Annotated in this window: 15 protein-coding genes; 3 read left to right on the top strand and 12 right to left on the bottom strand. The window is 64.7% G+C overall.

Features of this window, described 5'->3' with window-relative positions; translation table 11 throughout:
• Nucleotides 1-4: 4 nt before the first annotated feature.
• Nucleotides 5-862 (bottom strand): alpha/beta fold hydrolase, encoded by an 858-nt coding sequence (locus V6U71_RS02765; RefSeq protein WP_411340894.1) that lies wholly within the window; start codon nt 860-862, stop codon nt 5-7.
• Between V6U71_RS02765 and V6U71_RS02760 the strand changes: the two genes are divergently transcribed.
• Complete coding sequence (locus V6U71_RS02760; protein ID WP_149037684.1) at nt 813-1646, top strand: TetR/AcrR family transcriptional regulator; 834 nt, start codon at nt 813-815, stop codon at nt 1644-1646. The two genes, V6U71_RS02765 and V6U71_RS02760, sit on opposite strands and share 50 nt — an antisense overlap.
• Nucleotide 1647: 1 nt before the next feature.
• Here V6U71_RS02760 and V6U71_RS02755 read toward each other — a convergent pair whose 3' ends face one another.
• The 3 genes from V6U71_RS02755 to V6U71_RS02745 are packed head-to-tail and all read right to left on the bottom strand — an operon-like array spanning nt 1648 to nt 5595.
• Nucleotides 1648-2868: a cytochrome P450 gene (locus V6U71_RS02755; RefSeq protein WP_411340893.1), complete on the bottom strand. Its 1221-nt coding sequence runs from the start codon at nt 2866-2868 to the stop codon at nt 1648-1650.
• A gap of 10 nt (nt 2869-2878) precedes the next feature.
• A complete protein-coding gene (locus tag V6U71_RS02750) occupies nt 2879-4378 on the bottom strand; it encodes a class I adenylate-forming enzyme family protein (RefSeq protein ID WP_411340892.1) in 1500 nt (499 codons plus the stop codon).
• A gap of 38 nt (nt 4379-4416) precedes the next feature.
• Entirely contained in the window at nt 4417-5595 is a 1179-nt protein-coding gene (locus V6U71_RS02745; RefSeq protein WP_411340891.1) for an aromatic ring-hydroxylating oxygenase subunit alpha, read from the bottom strand.
• Nucleotides 5596-5715: 120 nt separating this feature from the next.
• On the opposite strand from V6U71_RS02745, the gene V6U71_RS02740 reads away from it, so the two are divergent.
• Entirely contained in the window at nt 5716-7326 is a 1611-nt protein-coding gene (locus V6U71_RS02740; protein WP_411340890.1) for a GMC family oxidoreductase, read from the top strand.
• A gap of 86 nt (nt 7327-7412) precedes the next feature.
• On the opposite strand, the gene V6U71_RS02735 is transcribed toward V6U71_RS02740, so the two are convergent.
• The 6 genes from V6U71_RS02735 to cysD all read right to left on the bottom strand — a co-directional run bounded on the left by V6U71_RS02735 (nt 7413) and on the right by cysD (nt 15918).
• Entirely contained in the window at nt 7413-9764 is a 2352-nt protein-coding gene (locus tag V6U71_RS02735; protein WP_411340889.1) for a TonB-dependent receptor, read from the bottom strand.
• 109 nt (nt 9765-9873) lie between these two features.
• On the bottom strand, nt 9874-11058 hold the full coding sequence (locus tag V6U71_RS02730; protein ID WP_411340888.1) for a hypothetical protein: 1185 nt from the start codon (nt 11056-11058) through the stop codon (nt 9874-9876).
• Nucleotides 11051-12229 carry a sulfotransferase family protein gene (locus V6U71_RS02725; protein WP_411340887.1) on the bottom strand — a complete coding sequence of 393 codons (1179 nt, stop codon included), beginning with the start codon at nt 12227-12229 and terminating at the stop codon, nt 11051-11053. The genes V6U71_RS02730 and V6U71_RS02725 overlap by 8 nt, the downstream gene beginning before the upstream one ends.
• The gene (locus V6U71_RS02720) at nt 12226-12993 is read right to left on the bottom strand and encodes a 3'(2'),5'-bisphosphate nucleotidase CysQ (protein ID WP_411340886.1); all 768 of its coding nucleotides are present in this window, start codon (nt 12991-12993) and stop codon (nt 12226-12228) included. Before V6U71_RS02720 ends, V6U71_RS02725 begins: the two co-directional genes overlap by 4 nt.
• Complete coding sequence (gene cysN / locus V6U71_RS02715) at nt 12990-14903, bottom strand: sulfate adenylyltransferase subunit CysN (RefSeq protein ID WP_411340885.1); 1914 nt, start codon at nt 14901-14903, stop codon at nt 12990-12992. Before cysN ends, V6U71_RS02720 begins: the two co-directional genes overlap by 4 nt.
• A 118-nt stretch (nt 14904-15021) precedes the next feature.
• Nucleotides 15022-15918 (bottom strand): sulfate adenylyltransferase subunit CysD, encoded by an 897-nt coding sequence (gene cysD, locus V6U71_RS02710; protein ID WP_411340884.1) that lies wholly within the window; start codon nt 15916-15918, stop codon nt 15022-15024.
• A 210-nt stretch (nt 15919-16128) separates the two neighbouring features.
• Between cysD and V6U71_RS02705 the strand changes: the two genes are divergently transcribed.
• On the top strand, nt 16129-17001 hold the full coding sequence (locus V6U71_RS02705; RefSeq protein ID WP_411340883.1) for a helix-turn-helix domain-containing protein: 873 nt from the start codon (nt 16129-16131) through the stop codon (nt 16999-17001).
• A gap of 18 nt (nt 17002-17019) precedes the next feature.
• Here V6U71_RS02705 and rocF read toward each other — a convergent pair whose 3' ends face one another.
• The gene (gene rocF / locus V6U71_RS02700) at nt 17020-17958 is read right to left on the bottom strand and encodes an arginase (protein ID WP_411340882.1); all 939 of its coding nucleotides are present in this window, start codon (nt 17956-17958) and stop codon (nt 17020-17022) included.
• A gap of 35 nt (nt 17959-17993) precedes the next feature.
• The gene (locus V6U71_RS02695) at nt 17994-19040 is read right to left on the bottom strand and encodes an ornithine cyclodeaminase (protein WP_411340880.1); all 1047 of its coding nucleotides are present in this window, start codon (nt 19038-19040) and stop codon (nt 17994-17996) included.
• Nucleotides 19041-19094 lie beyond the last annotated feature (54 nt).

The following is a 19094-nucleotide window of genomic DNA, read 5'->3' as shown; positions in this document are numbered from 1 at the left end:
GATATCAGGCAGCAGGCACGAGCAGCCGCTTCGCAAAGGCAATCACGCCGTCATTAAAAGCATCGTTGCGATCGCCCGCGACCATGTGCCCGGCGCCCTGCACGTCGAGAATTTCGAGACGCGGCACCTGTCGCCGAAAGGCGGCGATCCCGGCCTCGCTCACCACGTCGCTCGACAGGCCCCGGACCAGCAGGACCGGGATGTCGACCAATGCGCCCAATGTCTCGGTCGCGCGTTCGACGACAATATGATGCGTCGTCGGCGCAGTATCGAGGATGCGCGGATCCCAGTGCCAATAGAGGCGCCCGTCGTCGCGCGGACGTAGATTCTTCATCAAGCCGCCGGCATCGGCCGGCCGCGCACGCTGGGGATTATAGGCCGCGACCGCCGCCGCCGCCTCGTCGATACTCGCAAAGCCGCCGCGGTGCCCGTGCATGAACCCGACGATGCGTTCGATCCCGCGCGGATCGGGCTCGGGCACGATATCGACGAGCACCACCCCCGCCGGCCGCAACCCCTCATGCACCGCCTGTATGGCCGTCGCGCCGCCGAGCGATGCGCCGACGAGCACGAACGGCACGCCAAGGTCCGCGACCACCGCGCGAAGATCGGCCGCCCGGTCGCTCAATGCATAAGCGCCGCTTGGCGACCAATCGCTGTCGCCATGTCCGCGCGCGTCGAAGTTGATCACCTGCAGCCCCGCCCCGATCAGACTGTCGACCGCGCGGCTCCAGCTGTGCCGCGTCTGCCCGCCACCGTGCAACAGCACGACGCACGGCGCATCGGCGGCCCCGCCCCGATCGCCGACCAGCTTGACGCCGTCGGCCGATACGAAAACGCTGCGCTTCAGACGATCTGCCATCGCTTTTCTCTCCTCGGTCTCGACAATGACCCCGCGCTTACCTAACGTCAATAGATTGAACATGTGCAACCGGACGACGGCTTTAGCACTGGCGCTGGCGGCGCCTCACTGCCATGAGCAACCGGGCAAGGGGAAACAATCTTTGGCACGACCATCCAAACCGCTGATATCGCGCGCCAATGCGGCCGAGGCCGCGCTGGAAGTCATCGACGAGGCCGGGCTCGAAGAGTTGAGCCTCAATCTCGTGGCGCAAAAGCTCGGCGTACGTCCGCCCTCGCTCTATCACCATTTCAAGGACAAGTCGGAGCTGCTGCAGGAAGTGGCGCGCATGATGTTCGTGCGCATCCCCACCGTGAACGATCCGTCCCAGTCCTTCGAAGAACAGATCATCGCGCGCTGCGTCGTCACCCGCCGCGCCTTGCTCAAGCACCCCAATGCCGCACCGCTGATGCTACGCTATTTCCCGCGCCATTTGTTGCTCGCCGCCTATGAGCGGGCGGCATCCGAGGAACCCTATCCCCCCTCGATCCACCTGACGGTGATCGACGCGATCGAGAAGTACACTTTCGGCACCGCGCTGTTCGAGGCGTCGGCGCAGGTGCGCGGGATCCCGGTGATCCCGCCGGTCGATGCCGCCAAATATCCGAATTTTGCGAAGGCCGTGGACGACAATCCTTTCGGCGACGAGGAGATGTTCGTCGAGGCGCTGCGGATGTTTCTTGTCGGGGTGCGTCGCCGGCTCGGCACCGATACGATCGGCGCGCCACTCGGCGAGACCGACTAGCTCAGTCCGCGATATCCCATTCGACCGGCAGCGATTCGAGCGCCATCACCGTCCCGATGCGAAAGCCGTGCTTCTCGCCGGGAACCGCACGAAAAGCGGGGACGCGCTTCACCCATTCCTCGGTCAGGATGCGCAGTTCGGCGCGGCCGAGGACATGGCCGACGCACAGATGCGGCCCCGACGAAAAGGTCAGATGCGCGGTCTTCTTGCGGTCGAGATCGAAGATGTTCGGCTGCTCGAACTTCGCCGGGTCGCGGCTGCCGAGACAGAGGACATTGAGCACCATCTCGCCTTCGCGAAACCGGGCCTCGCCGATCTGCTGGTCCTGCACCACCAGTCGCGGCGTGTTGACGACGCCATAGAGCCGCACCGCCTCATCGGCGAAGGCCGGGATCAGCGACGGGTCGGCGGCGAGCCGCGCCTGAACCTCGGGCATCTGCGCGAGCTGTTGAAAGGCGAAGCCGGTCACATTGGTCACCGTATCCATGCCGCCGAGGAAGAGCACGAAGCTCATCGCCAATATCTCGTCGTCGCTCATCGTGCGCCCGTCGACATCGACGGTGATGAAATGCGACATCAGCTTGCCGTCGGGAACCGCACGCTTCTCCGCAATCAGCCCCTTGAGCTCGCCGAGGATCAGCGCACTCAACCGGCCTAGCTCGGCTTCGTCATTCTGCGCCGAGAAGAAATCCTCGGCGAGATGACGGAAATCCTGCAACCGCGCGAGGTCCATGCCCATCAGTTCCATGAACACGCTGACCGGAAAGACCTTCGACACATCGGCCTGGAAGTCGCAGGCGCCCTTGTCGGCGACCCCCTCGACAAACTCGGCGGCCCATTCGCGGATCCGCGGTTCGAGCGCCTTGATCGCGGCGGGTCCGAACATCGGCATCATCGCACGGCGATAGGGCAGGTTTTCGGGCGGATCGAGGCTCAGCGGGATCATGAACGGCGGATTCTGGACCCGCGGAATCTGCATCTCGCGTACCGAGAAATGCTCGGGATCGAGCACGATCTGGCTGATCGCGTCGAAGCTCTTGACGATCCAGTGTCCGCCGTTGAGCCGCGTCCAGAAAATGCCCGGTGCGTCCTCGAGTGCGGCCGCATAGGTTCCCTGCACATCCTCTCCGATCCGCGGGTCGGCATAGATGTCGAAATCGAACACCAGATGCGCCGGGATATGCGGCGGCACCGGCGCGGCGGCGAGCTGGGCAGCAGTCATCCTGGGCTCCTCATCTGACGCGCTCCATCGTTTCATGCGCGCCGGCATAGGCTTCGCGCACCGCGGGTTTCGACAATTTGCCGGTCGCGAGCCGCGGCAGCGGATCGGCCGAAAAAGCGACGTAGCGCGGCACCTTGTAATTGGAGAGATTGGTGTTGCAGTGAGCGATCAGCGCCGCGACATCGACCTCGGCTGCCCCGTGGTAGACGACGAAAGGCGTCTCGCCGAACTTGGGATCGGGCGCGGCGATCGCAAGCGCCTCGATCACCCCGGGGAATTCGCACACCACGCGCTCGACCTCGGCGGCCGAGATGTTGAGCCCGCCCGAGATGATCAGATCCTTCATCCGGTCGACGAAGGTCAGAAGCCCGCGCTCGTCGAGCGTGCCGATGTCACCCGAATGGAGCCAGCCATCGCGGATCGCTTTGGCGGTCTCCTCCGGGTTGCGCCAATAGCCCTGCATCATCCCGGGCGATCGCATCAATATCTCGCCGGGTTCGCCCGGGTCGCAATCGCTGCCGTCGGGGCGCACGACGCGCAGGTCCATGAAGACGCCCCCCCAGCCGCATTTTTCGGGCTCCTCGATCGCCAGATGCTCGGGCATCATCGTCGCATTGCCGCCGACTTCGGTCTGGCCGTAAATCTGCCGGATCGTGATCCCCTTGGCCTTCCAGGTGTCGAGCAATTGCCGGCTCACCCGGGCCCCGCCCGCGGTCGCGAGGCGGATCGACGACAGGTCGGCATCGGCGAAACCGGGACAGCGCGTGATCGCCTCGAAGAAGGTCGGCACGCCGCCGAAACAGCTGATCCTCTCGTCCTGGATCAGTTGCAGGATCGCATCGGGGACGAAGGCAGGCTCCATGTAAACGGTGCAACCCTGCACCGTATAATGGACGAGCTGGACGAAGCCCGCCGAGGTGTTGAGCGGTGCGAGCGTAATCACGCGCGACCCCGGCGAGGACGACGTCTCCTCGACCGCCCAGCAGGCGGCATAGGCGGTCATCGAGCGGTTGGTGAAGACCACCCCCTTGGGCTTGGCGGTCGATCCGCTCGTCGCGATGATGACCACGGGCGCATCGGGCACCGGATCATGCTTGGGCAGGGCGGGCGCCGCATGGCGCAGCGCCTCGATCTCCGCCATCGGACGCGGGGTCAGCCCCGACGCCTCGACATTCGCCGCGAACTCGGGCGCCGCGAAAGCGAAACGCGGTTCGGTCGTCTCGCAAAGCTCGCGGATTTCGCGCGGGGTGAAACGGAAGTTGACCGGATTGACGATGCCGCCCGCACGGATGATCCCCATGATCAGCGCGCAATAGGCAAGACTGTTGGTCGAGCAGATCGCGACACGGTCGCCGGGCTGCAAGCCATCGGCCTCCAGCATCGCCGCCACCCGGTCGGACCAGTCCTTATATTCGCCATAGCTCAGCCGGTCGCCGCCGAGCACCACCGCAGGCTGCTCCGGCCGCATCCGCGCCCACCAATCCATCGCGCCCGGCAAAGTCTGCGCCATTAGGTCCCTCTCCGTCCGGTCTGGTGCCGGTTCGTCAATTACAGCAGTGCTTCGATCTCTTCATAATAGCGGATGATATTGGTCTCGAGCCCGCAATAGATCGTCTCTTCGGGCACACCCGCGTTCAGCCCCTGTTGGCTGATCTCGGCAGCGCGGAAATCCTCGCCCCCAAACACACCGAGGATCAGTTCGTAGGAGCGCGCGAACACCTCCTCAGCCTTAGGCGTCGCCGCGGCTTCGGGGGTCAGCATGAAATATTCGACCGTCGTGCGATCGGGGCCGCGCGGCATCAGGAGCATCACGCTGGTATAATATTGGCTGGTCACCACGACGCAGTTGGGGAAGGCCGTATAGGCATGCGTCACCAGCTTGTGGACATTCGCCGCCGGATCCTCGTCGAGCATTTCGGGGACATAGCCGATGCGCCCCGACACCTGCCGGATGTTCGGCCCGAACATGTCGACAATGTTCGGCGCATCCTGAAAGCGGTCGCCGATCGACGCGGCGTGGAGCCGCTGGACATGGTAGCCCTCGAGAAAGGGTTCGAGCACGACCTTCCAGTTGGCGTTGAGGTCGAAGCTCTTACGGCCATAGACATGCGCCGAGGGGATACCGAGCGCGTCGAAATCGTCGGCAACCTGCTGCGACAGGTTCGACCAGTCGGCCGGGATGTCGCGGTTGAGCTGAACATAGACGATGCCGCCCCACTCGCGCGCCTCGAGCTCGATCAGCCCGCGCTGGCTCTTGTCGAGGCCCTGGAAAGCCTCGCTGCGCGACACGCCGATCAGCTTGCCGTCGATGCCATAGGTCCAGGCGTGATAGGGACAGGTCATGCGGCCCTGCTTGTGGACCGCGCAATCCTCGATGATCTTCGAACCCTTGTGCTGGCACGCATTGACGAAGGCTTTGATGACACCGTCGCGGGTGCGTGAGACGAGCATCGGGAAACCATAGCTGTCGTTGGCGACGATGCTGCCGGGTTCGAGCAGCGCCGAGACGGTGACGGGAACCGGATAGCGGCGGAAAATCCGCTCCTGTTCGCGGTCGTAGCGGGCCTGACCGGTGAAGATGGCGTTGGGGCGCGTCGAACCGAAGGGAACGACCACCGCATCCTTTTCGGCGGGGATTTTCCGGATCGCCTCGATCTGGCTCGGCGTCAGGTCGGCGAGCGTCGTCAGTTTGCGGGCGGGGCGCGCAATTTCACGAACTTCACCCATATCGCAGATCCTCTCCTTTTCGTTGGCATCAGCCTATTCGACCCTTTACCTAATGACAATAGTTTTTTATGACGGAATCGATAGCGCCGCAAAACCGGCCGGAATCGAGGGGATAAAGCGATGGTCTTCGACTATATTATCTGCGGCGCCGGTGCCGCCGGCTGCGTCCTCGCCTATCGCCTGTCCGAGAATCCGCGCCTGAAGGTCGCGCTGATTGAAGCGGGGCCGCGCGACCGCCATCCCTTCATTTCGATGCCCAAGGGACTCGCCAAGGTGATGCAGGATCCGAAGCATCTGTGGGTGCATATGAGCGAGCCCGAGGCGTCGACCGCCGGCCAGTCCGAGGCGTGGGTGCGCGGACGCGTGCTCGGCGGATCGTCGTCGGTCAACGGCATGATGTATGTCCGTGGCCAGCCTGCCGATTTCGACGCGATCGCGGAGAAATCGAGTGACGACTGGAGCTGGGCGCATATCGGCGCCGCCTATCGTGCCTTCGAAAATCACGAACTTGGCGCCGCCGAAACACGCGGCGACGCGGGGCCGATGAAGATTTCGATGCCCACCCAACGCCTGCCGATTTCGGACGCGCAGATTGCGGCGGGCGAAGCGATGGGCTGGGCGAACAAACGCGACGTCAACGCCCCCGACGACCAGGTCGCGATCGGCTACGCTCCGCGCACCATCTTCAAGGGCAAGCGGCAAAGCGCCGCGCAAGCCTTCCTGCGCCCCGCCGAAAAGCGACCCAATCTCACCGTCCTCACCGAGCGCACCGTCGACCGCGTGATCTTCGACGACACCCGCGCGGTGGGGGTCGAGGTCGTCCACAACGGCGCGCGCGAGCGGATCGACGCGTCGCATGAGGTCATCCTCTGCGGCGGCGCAATGGCGAGCCCGGCGATCCTCGAACGCTCGGGGGTCGGCGACAAGGACCGCCTCGCCGCGCTCGATATCCCGCTCGTCCACCATAGTCCGCAGGTCGGCGAAGGGCTGATCGAACATCGCGGCATCATCATGCAGTGGAAGCTGACGAAAGCGGCCCTCTCGCAGAACCGCGTCTTCGGCGGCTGGCGCCTGCTGCTCGCGACGCTCCAATATTATCTGACCGGCGACGGGCCGATGTCGGCTGCGGCCTACGAGATCGGCGGCTGGTTCAAGTCGCGCCCCGGGCTCAACCGCCCCGACGTCCAGATGCTGATCGCGCCGTTCAGCTTCGACATGGAGAAACAGCGCACCGCGCTCGAAAAACACCCGGGGATCAACGCAGTCATCTATCCGCTGCGCCCGACCTCGCGCGGCAGCATCCATATCGCGACACGCGATCCCGATACGGCGGCGAGTTTCAGGCCCAACTATCGCGACACCGAAGAGGATCGCGCCGCAATGGCCGGTGCGGTGCGCGTGATGCGCGACTATGCGCGGCAGGAACCGCTGCGCAGCATGATCGCCGAGGAAACGCTCCCGGGCCCCGCCTTCGATACCGATGCCGAAATCCTCGACGCCTATGACCGGTTCGGTACCTGCGGCTATCATGCGGTGGGCAGTTGCCGGATGGGCAAGGACGAGGCTTCGGTCGTCGATCCGGCCCTCCGCGTGCGCGGCGTCGCGGGCCTGCGCATCATCGACACCTCGATCATGCCGGCGATCCCGTCGGGCAACACCAACGGCCCGACGATGGCGATGGCATGGCGCGCCGCCGACATCATCCTGCGCGATGCGCCTGCCGAGAATTGATCCGTACCGGCATGAACGACTAAGGCGGCGGGACGGCCGGCGATGCCCTTATCGCCTCATCGCCGCCCCGCCGCCTCGTCACGCCGTCACGAACCGAATTTGAAGCCGATCGTGACGCCCCCGGTGATCCCGCGGCCTAGCGCCGTCGAATAGCCGAATGTCGTCGTCTGCATGTTGCGGAACACGCGGTCGCCCTGATTCAGCAGGTCGCGGCCCCAGACGGTGACGTAGAAATTGTCCTTAAGCGGCCGGAAGGTCGCCGAGAGGTTGAGCGTCGTCAGCGCCTTCTGGACCGGCGCCCTGCCTTCTCCCGCCGGATAGGGATTGCCGCCGGCATCGATCCCGGCGGGATAGAAACCGTGCGTCGCATGGTCGAACTTGTCGGTGTAGCTGAGCAGACCCGCCAGTTCGAGCTCGCCCGCGGCGCCCAGCGGCAGCTTGTAGTTCGCCGACACGCTGGCCATGATATTCGGCGTGACGGGCAGATCCTCGCCCGAACAATCGGCGTTGGTCGCCAGCGCCAGCCCGACCCCCGCGGGGCGATAGATTTCGCAGTTCGGGAAGCTGTCATATTCCGATTTGAAATAGGTCGAGAAGCTGCCCGACAGCGTCAACCGGTCGTCGGGCCGGAACGACATTTCGGCTTCCAACCCCGAAATGGTCGCCTTCGCCGCGTTGATCGAAATCTGCGTGTTGGTCGCCGGATCGACGACCGGAACCTGCAGATTGTCATATTTATAATAATAGCCCGCGAGGTTGAGCGTCAGCTTGCGGTCGAACAATTGCGACTTCAGCCCGACCTCGAATGCGTCGATCGTCTCGGGCTCGGTCGCGCGCGCCGACAGCGAGGAGATGTTATAGACCCCGCTCTTGAAGCCGCGGTTGTAGCTCGCATAAACGAGGAAATCGTCCGAGAACTTATGGTCGAGCACGAGGCGATAGGTCAGTTCCGAGAAGCCGGTGCTCAGCCCGTCGCACAACGGATCGGCAGTGCAGACGTCGCCGATCGTCTGCGGGATCGCGATGACCCCGCCCGTGCCGTCGGGGACATAGGTGACCTTGCCATTGTCCTCGTCGAGCGTCGCGGTCTCGTCGGTGTAGCGCAGCCCCGCAGTGATCTTGGTCCCCTGCCCGAACTCATAGGACGCCTCGCCGAACAGGCCGACCGATTCGATTTTCACGAAAGTGCTGAGGTCGATATAGGCGAGCCCCGACGTCGGCCCGAGGCCGAGCGCCGACAGTTCGAGCAGCCGCTGCGGGATGGCATGCGGCTGGAGTTTGGCCGGGACCGGAAGGCCGACATATTGGTCGAGTTGCGTATAGCCGTCGCGATAGTTGATGTAGAAACCGCCGAGCAGCCACTGAAAGGGCGAGCTGCCTTTCGACGACACAAGCAATTCCTGTTGCCAGGTGCGGCCCTTGAGGTCGGTGTCGAACCAGAAGACCGGGGCGGGCGACAGGTCGAGGTCGAGCTGAACCCCCGAACCGCTGCGCGTATAGGCGCTGGTCGAGCTGATCGCGACGTCGCCGAGATCATAGTCGAGGTGGAGCGACGTGCCCCAGCTATCGTAGCGTACCTCGGGCGGCACCTCGCCATAATAGGCGCGCTTCGGGCTGCGGATATCGACCCCAGACACCGCCTCGCCGACCGAGAGAGACGATCCCGGCGCCGGCTGCATCGCCATGATCGGGGTTGTATAGCCCTTGATATAATTGCCCTGTAGCTGCGCCGAAAAATCGCCGCTTTCGAAGAGCAGATTGGCCCGGAAACCATAGGTTTCCTCCTCGCCGGTACGCTTGCCGATGCCGTTCGACGGGTTGCGGTTGGTGATATAGGGCGTCTCGTAGCGATAGAAGCCGCTGACGCTGAACGCCAGATTTTCGCCGAGCCCGGTGGTGATATAGGCGCGCGCGCCGCGATCATCGGTGCCGAAGGTCCCTTCGACCATGCCGCCGAAATCCTGGCTCGGCTTTTTCGTCGAGATCAGGATCGCGCCCGAGGTCGCGTTGCGCCCGAACAGTGTCCCCTGCGGCCCGCGCAGCACCTGAATCGATTCGACCTCGGGAAAAGTCTGAAGCAAAATTCCCGTCTTGTCGGTCTGATAGACGCCGTCGATGTAGACCGCCGCGCTGGACTCATTGCCCGGGGTGATGTTGCGGCTGCCAACACCGCGAATATAGGGCACCGACTGGCTGCCGCCCTCGGGGACCACCAGCGACGGCGCCATCTGCGACAATTGCCGGAGGCCGTCGATCCCGGTCGACTGGAGTTGTTCGCCCTGGAACGCCGAGACCGCGATCGGCACGTCCTGCAGCGCTTCCTCGCGCCGCTGCGCGGTGACGACGATAACGCCGTCGCCGCCGTCATTCTCCTCGGCGGCGGGCGCCGCCGCGTCGGTCTGCGCCGCGGCGGGCAGCGCGGCCATCGCGATCAGCATCGCGGTCGAACCATATAAGATTTTGTGCGAAACAATCATCTTCTCTCTCCCCATATCTGTCTGTTATAAATCGACATTCTACGGTCCGGACGCTGTGCCCGGCGGTCCTTCAAAAATAGCGGCGGTCGGCGGCGAGGCGGCGGAGGCGCGCGGTCGCAAGACGCTCCTCGGGCGTGACACGCGGTTCGTCGGCGGGAAATTCGTCCTTCACTGTGGCCAGCGGCACGAGCTTGGTCAGCGGCTTCCTCGGCGGCACGCCCGAGGCAAGTTGCTGGAAGCGCATGAAGATGAAGCCCGATTCCACCCCCGTCGTGTCGAGCCAGTTCCACACCCCCGGATCCTCGCCCGCGAGCACATAGCGAAAGCGCCCATCGCTCGACACGCGCGACTGGGCGCCGGTGATGCTCGACTGGACCGAACGCGGGATGAAGCTGTTGAACCAGCGCGGATGGGCGAGTGCGAGACTCTGATATTTGGCGTCGCAGGGTTCGATGGTGATGACCAGCGCTTGTCCTTCGGGGACCTCCCAGCGGCCCTTGGTGTTGAACTGCCCCGGGAAATAGCCGGCGTCGGCGGGGCCGACGGTGGGCGCGGGATAATCGTTGAGCGGCAGCACCTTGGTCCAGTTGCGCGCGAAATCGTCGAGGAATTTGACCTGGTCGATCATGTTGCGCGCGGCGACGGCATAGAGCTGCTGCACATCGGCCAGCGCCGGGCGGCGGGGTACCGGAACCGGCTGGTCCATGCGTTCGATCAGCATCGGAGTCGGCTGTTCGGTCAACCAGTCGTTCACTGTCTGACGCACGAACAGGCAGCGCGCGCGATCGTCGCTCTTCATCCAGTTGCCGGGGCGCTCGGGCCCGCCGATCCACAGCTCGAAGCGGCCGTCGGCCTCGATCTCGAGCCGGCTCGATTCGAGTGCGCCGATGCGGTCGCCGACGACACCGTCGTCGCCCGCGAGGCCCGACACCAGCTCGAAGCAATAGTCGACGGTGTTGCCGCGATGCCCCAGCACGCGATAGACGCCGCCGCCGTCGATCTGGGCGCTGTAATAGTGATGATCGGGGGTCGGCAGGCCCCAGGTACGGACATTGTCCATGTCGCGCACGAAGGCAGGACGGTCCAGATCATAGCTTTTGAACGCCCGCTCGACGTGGAAAATCCACATGCCGGCGAGATACTGATACCCCTCCGCCAGATCGGCGTCGGTGGTGCCGGGATGGGCGCGAATGATCGCTTCGACCTCGCGGGCCGCTTCGAGGAACTGGGCATAGCCGCTTGCAATATCAGACATGTAGCTGGGTCTCCGTGCTCGGGGTGGCGTCGAGGAAGCCGAAGGCGTCGTCGACCATCGCCTCGGTCAGTTCGTACCGTTCGAGCGAATATTGGTTGATGCCGTGCTTGCCGGCGGGATTGTCGGCGATCCACGTCCGGATCGCGGCTTCGCCCGCATCAGACAAGGCGATGCCAGCTTGTTCATAGAAGCTGCGGATATGCCGGATCGGGTCGGCGAGCATGTCGCGATAATCGACCTCGATCATCTTGAGCCGGTTGCCCAGCCGGGCGCGCGCCTGCTGGAAGCGGTGCATTTCGGGCACCCAATATTCGAGCGCGATGCGCCCGATCGCGGCGAGCGGGCGCGTCAGATGCGGCTGCTGCGCGGCCTCGAGCGCGTTGCAGAAAGAGGCGACGACGGTACGAAAATCGCGGCGCGGATAGACGAAGGTCGCGCCAGGGTGAAAGGCCAGCATCTCCTCGAGATGGCCGACATGCACCGGGCTTTTCAGGATCCATTTGCGGCCGCGGCGCCCGCCGTCCTGCCATTGCAGATAGCGCAGCAGGTCGGCGACATAGGCATAGCTCGGACGGCGCGGCAGGGTGCGCAGATATTCGAGATAATCGGCGTCGGGCACGCCGGTGTAGATATGGCCGACATGCTGGAAGCTCAGATGGTGGAGGTTCCAGTCCTCGTCGGCATCGTCGGCGACCGCAGGATGCGCCGCGTGGAGCGCGGGATTGCCGGTGCGGATCGCATCGGCGACGGCTTCAGCGAAGGCGAGCCGCCCGCCGGGTTCGTGCGGCGCCTCGCCCGGGAAGGGAGCGGGGTTGAGCAGGCGCCAGAATTTGAGCGACTGCATCGCGGGGTCGGCCGACATCATGCGCTGCAGCACGGTTGTACCGCTGCGCGGGAAACCGATGACGACGATCGGGTCGGCAACATTCTCGTCGAGGATTTCTGGGTGGCGCGCGAGGTCGTCGGCGAAGCGCAGCCGGTTAACGAGGAGGCGCTGCGCCATCGCATCGAGCTGCGCGAAACCGGCTTCGTCCGGGGTGCCCCAGCGCGCGAAATGATAGAAGGCATCGAGCGCGGCGCGGAAATCCTCGGGCTCTTCGCGGTCGATGCCGCTTTCCGCGCGCGCCGCGGCCAACGCGCGCGCGCCGTCCGCCGTATCGAAACCGGTCATTCGTCTCTCCCCTTGGTGTCTGGATTGCGGCACGCCGCGACGAGGCTGTCCGCCATCTCCTTGCGGCAGATCAGCAGGTCGGGCATCGCGACGTCTTGCTGGTTGTAGACGAGCGGCGCGCCGTCGATGCGCGAGGCATGCAGGCCGTGCGCGAGCGCGACCGCGGCGGGCGCGGCACTGTCCCACTCATATTGACCGCCGCTGTGCAGATAGATGTCGACCTCGCCGCGCACGACCGCCATCGCCTTCGCCCCCGCCGAACCCATGGGGACGAGCTCGGCGCCTAGGCTTTCGGCAACGGCCAGCGCTTCTGCCGCAGGGCGCGTGCGGCTGACCGCGAGGCGCGGGCGCGGGGCGGCCGCGGGGAGCGAACCCGCGCGATCGGTCGCAAGCACGACGCCGCCGTCGAGGCCGGGCAAGGCGACCGCGCCGACCACGGGTGCGCCATCGATGGCGAGCGCGACATGGATGGCCCAGTCGCTGCGCCCCTCGCCATATTCACGGGTGCCGTCGAGCGGGTCGACGATCCACACGCGGCGCTTGCCGAGCCGGTCGGGGGTGTCCTTGCTTTCCTCGGAGAGGATGCCGTCGTCGGGGCGCTGTTCGCGGAGCGCGTCGATCAGGAACTGGTTCGCGACCTGGTCGCCCGCCCTGCCGAGCGCCTTGCCGGCGAACAGGCCGGACTCCCGCACCGTGAGCAGGATGCGCCCGGCATAGTCGGCGAGATGCGCGGCGAGCGCGGCGTCGTCCATGGCGGCGCTCATCCGATGAGCCTGTCGACGATGAGGTCGGCGGCCGCGTCCGGGGTCAGGGCCGTCGTATCGATGCGGATTTCGGGGTTTTCGGGCGCCTCATAAGGGCTATCGATACCGGTGAAGTTCTTGAGTTGTCCGCTGCGGGCTTTCTTGTAGAGCCCTTTGACGTCGCGCTTCTCGGCTTCTTCGAGCGGGGTATCGACGAAGATCTCGATAAACTCGCCGTCGGGCAGCATGGCGCGGACCATGTCGCGCTCGGCCCGGAACGGGCTGATGAACGCGGTGATGACGATCAGCCCGGCGTCGGTCATCAGCCTCGCGACCTCGCCGACGCGGCGGATATTCTCGATCCGGTCGGCTTCGGTGAACCCGAGATCGCGGTTGAGCCCGTGGCGGACATTATCGCCGTCGAGCAGGAAGCTGTGGCGGTTCATCCGGTGCAGCTTCTTCTCGACGAGGTTGGCGATCGTCGACTTGCCCGAGCCCGAGAGGCCGGTGAACCAGAGCAGCGCGGGACGCTGGTTCTTGAGGCCCGCGCGCATGTCGCGGTCGATGTCGGTCGCCTGCCAGTGGACATTCTGCGCGCGGCGCAGGCTGAAGTGCAGCATGCCCGCCGCGACCGTCGCGTTGGTCAGCTTGTCGATCAGGATGAAGCCGCCGAGCGTCCTGTTGTCGCCATAGGCCTCGAAGGTGATCGGCTTGTCGGTCGACAGCTCGACGACGCCGATGCCGTTGAGGTCGAGCGTCTTCGCCGCGAGATGGTCGAGCGTGTTGACGTTGATCTCATACTTCGGTGCCTGCACCGTCGCCGAGACGCTCTGCGTCGCCAGCTTCAGCCAATAGGCACGCCCGGGGATCATCGCCTCGTCGGCCATCCACACCAAAGTCGCCTCGAACTGGTCGGCGGCTTCGGGCGGATTGTCCGCCGCGGCGATAACGTCGCCGCGCGAGCAGTCGACCTCGTCGGCCAGCGTCAGCGTCACCGACTGGCCCGCGACCGCTTCGCCCAGATCGCCATCGAGGGTGACGATGCGGGCAACCGTCGTCGTCTTACCGCTGGGCAGGATACGCACCGCGTCGCCCGGCCTGACCTTGCCGCTCGCAAGCTGGCCCGAGAAGCCGCGGAAGTCGAGGTTGGGGCGGTTGACCCACTGCACCGCCATGCGGAAGGGTTTCGCCTCGTCGGCGGCGCTGCCGACCTCGACCGCCTCCAGATGCTCGATCAGCGCCGGGCCCTTGTACCAGGGCGTGTTGTCCGACAGCGCGGTGATATTGTCGCCCTTGAACCCCGAGATCGGGATCGCAGTGAAGTTCGTAATGCCGATCTCGCTCGCAAAGGCGCGGTAGGAGAGCAGGATGCGCTCGAACACCGTCTTGTCGTAATCGACAAGGTCCATCTTGTTCACCGCAAGCACGATATGCTTGATGCCGATCAGATGGGCGAGGAAGCTGTGGCGCCGCGTCTGGGTCAGCACGCCCTTCCTGGCATCGATCAGGATGACGGCGAGGTCGGCGGTCGAGGCGCCGGTGACCATGTTGCGCGTATATTGTTCGTGCCCCGGGGTGTCGGCGACGATGAACTTGCGCTTCTCCGTCGTGAAGAAGCGATAGGCGACGTCGATCGTGATCCCCTGCTCGCGTTCGGCGGCGAGGCCGTCGACGAGCAGCGCGAAGTCGATCTCCTGTCCCTGCGTGCCGACGCGCTTCGAGTCCGCCTCGAGCGCCGCAAGCTGATCCTCGAAGATCATCTTCGAGTCATAGAGCAGCCGCCCGATCAGCGTCGACTTGCCGTCGTCGACCGAGCCGCAGGTGATGAAGCGCAGCAGCGATTTCTGCTGATGCTGTTCGAGATAGGCGTCGATATCCTCGGCGATCAGCGCGTCGGTGACGTAAACAGGATCGGTAGATGTTTTGGTCATATGGCCTTACTCGTCGCCCCCGCGAAGGCGGGGGCCGTTGGCATGGGTACTCTGCCGCTGGCGGCCCCCGCCTTCGCGGGGGTTGACCCTTCATCAATCTGAAGATTGACGTGGCGGGTCAAAAATACCCCTCCTGCTTCTTCTTCTCCATGCTGGCGTCGCCGCCATCCTTGTCGATGATGCGGCCCTGCCGCTCGCTGGTGGTCGTGAGGAGCATTTCCTGGATCACTTCGCTGAGCGTCGTCGCTTCGCTCTCGACCGCGCCGGTGAGCGGATAGCAGCCCAGCGTGCGGAAGCGCACCGAGCGGAGGGCCGGCACTTCGCCTTCCCTGAGCGGGAAGCGCTCGTCGTCGACCATCAGCAGCAGGCCGTCGCGCTCCACCGTCGGGCGCGGCGCGGCGAAGTAGAGCGGCACGATCGGGATATTCTCGCGCGCGATATATTGCCAGATGTCGAGTTCGGTCCAGTTCGAGATCGGGAAGACGCGAATGCTTTCGCCCTTCGCTTTCCGCGCATTGTAGAGGTTCCACAGTTCGGGGCGCTGCTTCTTCGGATCCCAGCCGTGGCTTGCGGTGCGGAACGAGAAGATGCGTTCCTTGGCGCGGCTCTTTTCCTCGTCGCGGCGTGCACCGCCGAAGGCGACGTCGAAGCCGTGGAGGTCGAGCGCCTGCTTCAGCCCTTCGGTCTTCCACATGTCGGTGTGCAGCGGGCCATGGTCGAACGGGTTGATCCCCCGCGCCTTCGCCTCGGGGTTCTGGTAGACGATGAGCTCCATCCCGCTCTCCGCCGCCATCCGGTCGCGGAGGTCATACATCGCCTGGAACTTCCACGTCGTGTCGACATGCAGCAGCGGAAACGGCGGCGGCGAAGGATAAAAGGCCTTGCGCGCCAGATGCAGCATCACCGCGCTGTCCTTGCCAACACTGTAAAGCATCACCGGCTTCACAGCATCCGCCAGCACTTCGCGCATGATATGAATGCTCTCCGCCTCAAGACGGTCCAAATGGGTGCGCATTTTCGGGGCCGCAGGCATGCGCGGGGAATGGAAGTTTGCCGGTCTCATAGCCGGTTCTTAGGCAGGCTCCGCGTTCGGCTCTTGACGAATCCTGCTATTTTGTAGAATCCTGCTAATTAATCGACTGACTAGATATCTTCGCGCGGAAGGGATGGCGCGATGACTGGATCGGGGACCGCGCGGTAAAGCGCGGCCTCGCGGGAGGTGAGGATGCTGGGAAGCTTCTTTAAGAGCGATCGCGCCATTTATGCGCGGCACCAGTCGGATCTGGTCGTCGAACGCTGTTCGGCGCAGAAGGGCTGGCGCGGGCTGCATCTCGAGGTCGGGCACAATCGCGGCTGCGACGTCCGCTCGCTGACGTTGCAGGGCCATCTGATCGGCATGCAGATCACCGGCCAGCCGATCGCGGTCGAAATTCATGAAAATGGCCGGTGGGTTCCGACCGCCCTGCCCTCGCATCAATTGTTCATCCACCCGGCGGGCACGCCGCTCAATATCCGGCACGATCTGTGGACCCGCTGGGCGTTTGCGATCATCGACCATCCGGCGCTGGGGACGCGGCGGAGCCCCGACGACACGCTGGGCTGGTCGGACCACGACCAGATGCTGACCTTGTTGTTTCAGGCGCTGATCGAGCAGCTCTGCTACGAGCGGCGCGATACCAGCGGCGACCGGGCACTCGCCCAGTCGCTGATCGACAGCTTCATCCTCGCGCTGCACCAGCGCGCGCCGGCTTCATCCACCGCTTCGGCGCGCGGCGGCATCGCGCCCTATATGGTCGCCGACCTGCGCGCCTGGATCGAGCGCAATCTGGAGCAGAAGATCGGCGTCCAGGACATGGCCGACCGGCTCGGCTATTCCTGCGCCCACTTCGCGCGCGAGTTCAAGCGCGAGGTCGGCCTCACGCCGCACGGCTTTCTGCACGACATCCGCCTGTCGACGGCGATGGACCTCGCGCGCCGCGGCACGCCGCTGGTCGACATCGCCCATCGGTGTGGCTTTGCCGACCAGGCGCATCTTTCGAACGCCTTCAAAAGCCGCTTCGGCTTTTCTCCTGCGAGCCTCCGCCAGCGCAGCAACTAGCCGCTGGTCGCTGCCCACTCAGGGGATGGTCGTCAGAGTCGCAACCTTGTCGAGAACCTTGCGCCCGAACAGGCTGGCGGTGAGGTCGGTGAGCAGGCGGGCGCTCTTGCCGCGCTCGTCGAGATAGGGATTGAGTTCGGCGAGATCCATCGAGGTGGTCAGCCCGGATTCGCACAGCATCTCCATGACCAGATGCGCCTCGCGAAGATTGGCGCCGCCGCTCACCGTCGTGCCGACGCCGGGCGCGATGGCCGGATCGAGGAAGTCGACGTCGAGGCTGACGTGCAGCATGGCGCCGATTTTTCTGACATGCGCCAGGATACGGCGGACGATCGCCGCAATGCCGAATTCGTCGATCGCACGCATGTCGAAGACCTGCACGCCGCGTTCGGCGATCAACTGGCGCTCGCGGTCGTCGACCGACCGGATACCGAGCATGAAGACATTGGCGGGATCGACGGTGGCGCGATCGTCACCCAGAATGCCGTCGAAGCCCGGTTCGCCGCAATAATAGGCGACGGGCATCCCGTGCATATTGCCCGACTCCGATGTCATCGGCGTGTTGAAGTCGGCGTGCGCGTCGAGCCAGATCACGCACAGCGGGCGCCCGACGTCGCGCGCATGGCGCGCCGCGCCCGAAACGGTACCCATGGCAAGCGCATGATCACCGCCCATGAAGATCGGCAGGCGTCCCTCCTGCAACGTCCGGTACGCGACCTCCTCGAGCGAGCGCGTCCATCCGGCGATATTGGGCGCGTGACGCGCATTGCCGCCGAAACCGACACCGGACACCGCCGCCGCCACGGCGTCGCCGCCATCGACGACCTCGTGCCCGAGCGCCGCGAGCGCGGCCGCCAGTCCCGAAATCCGCATCGCGCCCGGCCCCATCGCGCAGCCGGGCAGCCCCGCGCCCAATTCGACCGGAGCCCCGATCAGGCTGATCTTTCGCCGTTCCATTCTCTCGTCCCCGTTCCTGACAATTATCGAGCGCGTTAGGCGGCGCGCTGGAGCATGCCGAACAGGTCGCGCGGATCGTCGGGGTCAGCGAGAATGTCGATCTGCTGGAAAAAATCGGTGCCCTGCAATTTCGAATAAATGTAGCGGAGCGCCGAGAAATCCTCGGTAGCGAAGCCCACGCTGTCGAAAAGCGTAATTTGCCGGGCGTCGCTCCGGCCCTCGGCGTCGCCGCTCAGGACCCGCCAGAATTCGGTGACCGGATAGCTCGCATCCATCTGCTGGATCTCGCCCTCAATCCGCGTTTGCGGTTCGAATTCGACGAAGGTGACGGCGCGCGACAATATGTCTTTGTGCAATTCGGTCTTGCCCGGGCAATCGCCGCCGATCGCATTGATGTGGACGCCCGATCCAACCATATTGTCGGTCAGGATCGTCGCATAGGCCTTGTCGGCGGTGCAGGTGGTGATGATCTGGGCGCCTTCGATCGCATCCTGCGCGCTGGTACAGGATACGACCCGCAGGCCGCTATCGCCTAGATTGCGGGCGGCTTTGGCGGTGGCGCTCGCATCGATGTCGTAAAGCCGCACCTCCTCGATCCCGACCACCGCCTTCATCGCCAGTGCCTGAAACTCGGCCTGTGCGCCATTGCCGATCATCGCCATGACCTTCGCGTTGCCCGGCGCGAGGTGGCGCGCCACCATCGCCGAGGTCGCGGCGGTGCGCAGCGCCGTCAGCAGGGTCATTTCGGTCAGCATGAGCGGATAGCCGGTGTCGACGCGCGCGAGCAGCCCGAAAGCGGCGACGGTCTGAAAGCCCTTGGCGGTGTTGCTCGGATGGCCGTTCACATATTTGAAGCTGAAAGCCTCGCCGTCGGAGGTCGGCATCAGTTCGATCACGCCGTCGCGCGAATGCGAGGCGAGCCGGGGAATTTTCTCGAAACGGTCCCACCGCCGATAGTCGGCTTCGATCGCGTCGGTGAGTTCGACGAGGATTTTTTCGATGCCGAAATGATGGACGAAGCGCATCATGTTTTCGACGCTGACGAACGGGATATAAGCAAGCGGCGAGGGCGCGGTCGGCATGGCACATCCTTTGAAATCGAGAACTTGCCCAGCCTAAAGCGGCATCCTGCCTGT

Source organism: Sphingopyxis sp. J-6 (assembly GCF_046603995.1).
GTDB lineage: Bacteria > Pseudomonadota > Alphaproteobacteria > Sphingomonadales > Sphingomonadaceae > Sphingopyxis.
The sequence above is the reverse complement of the archived record's forward strand: the minus strand, read 5'-3'. Positions and strand labels throughout refer to the sequence as shown.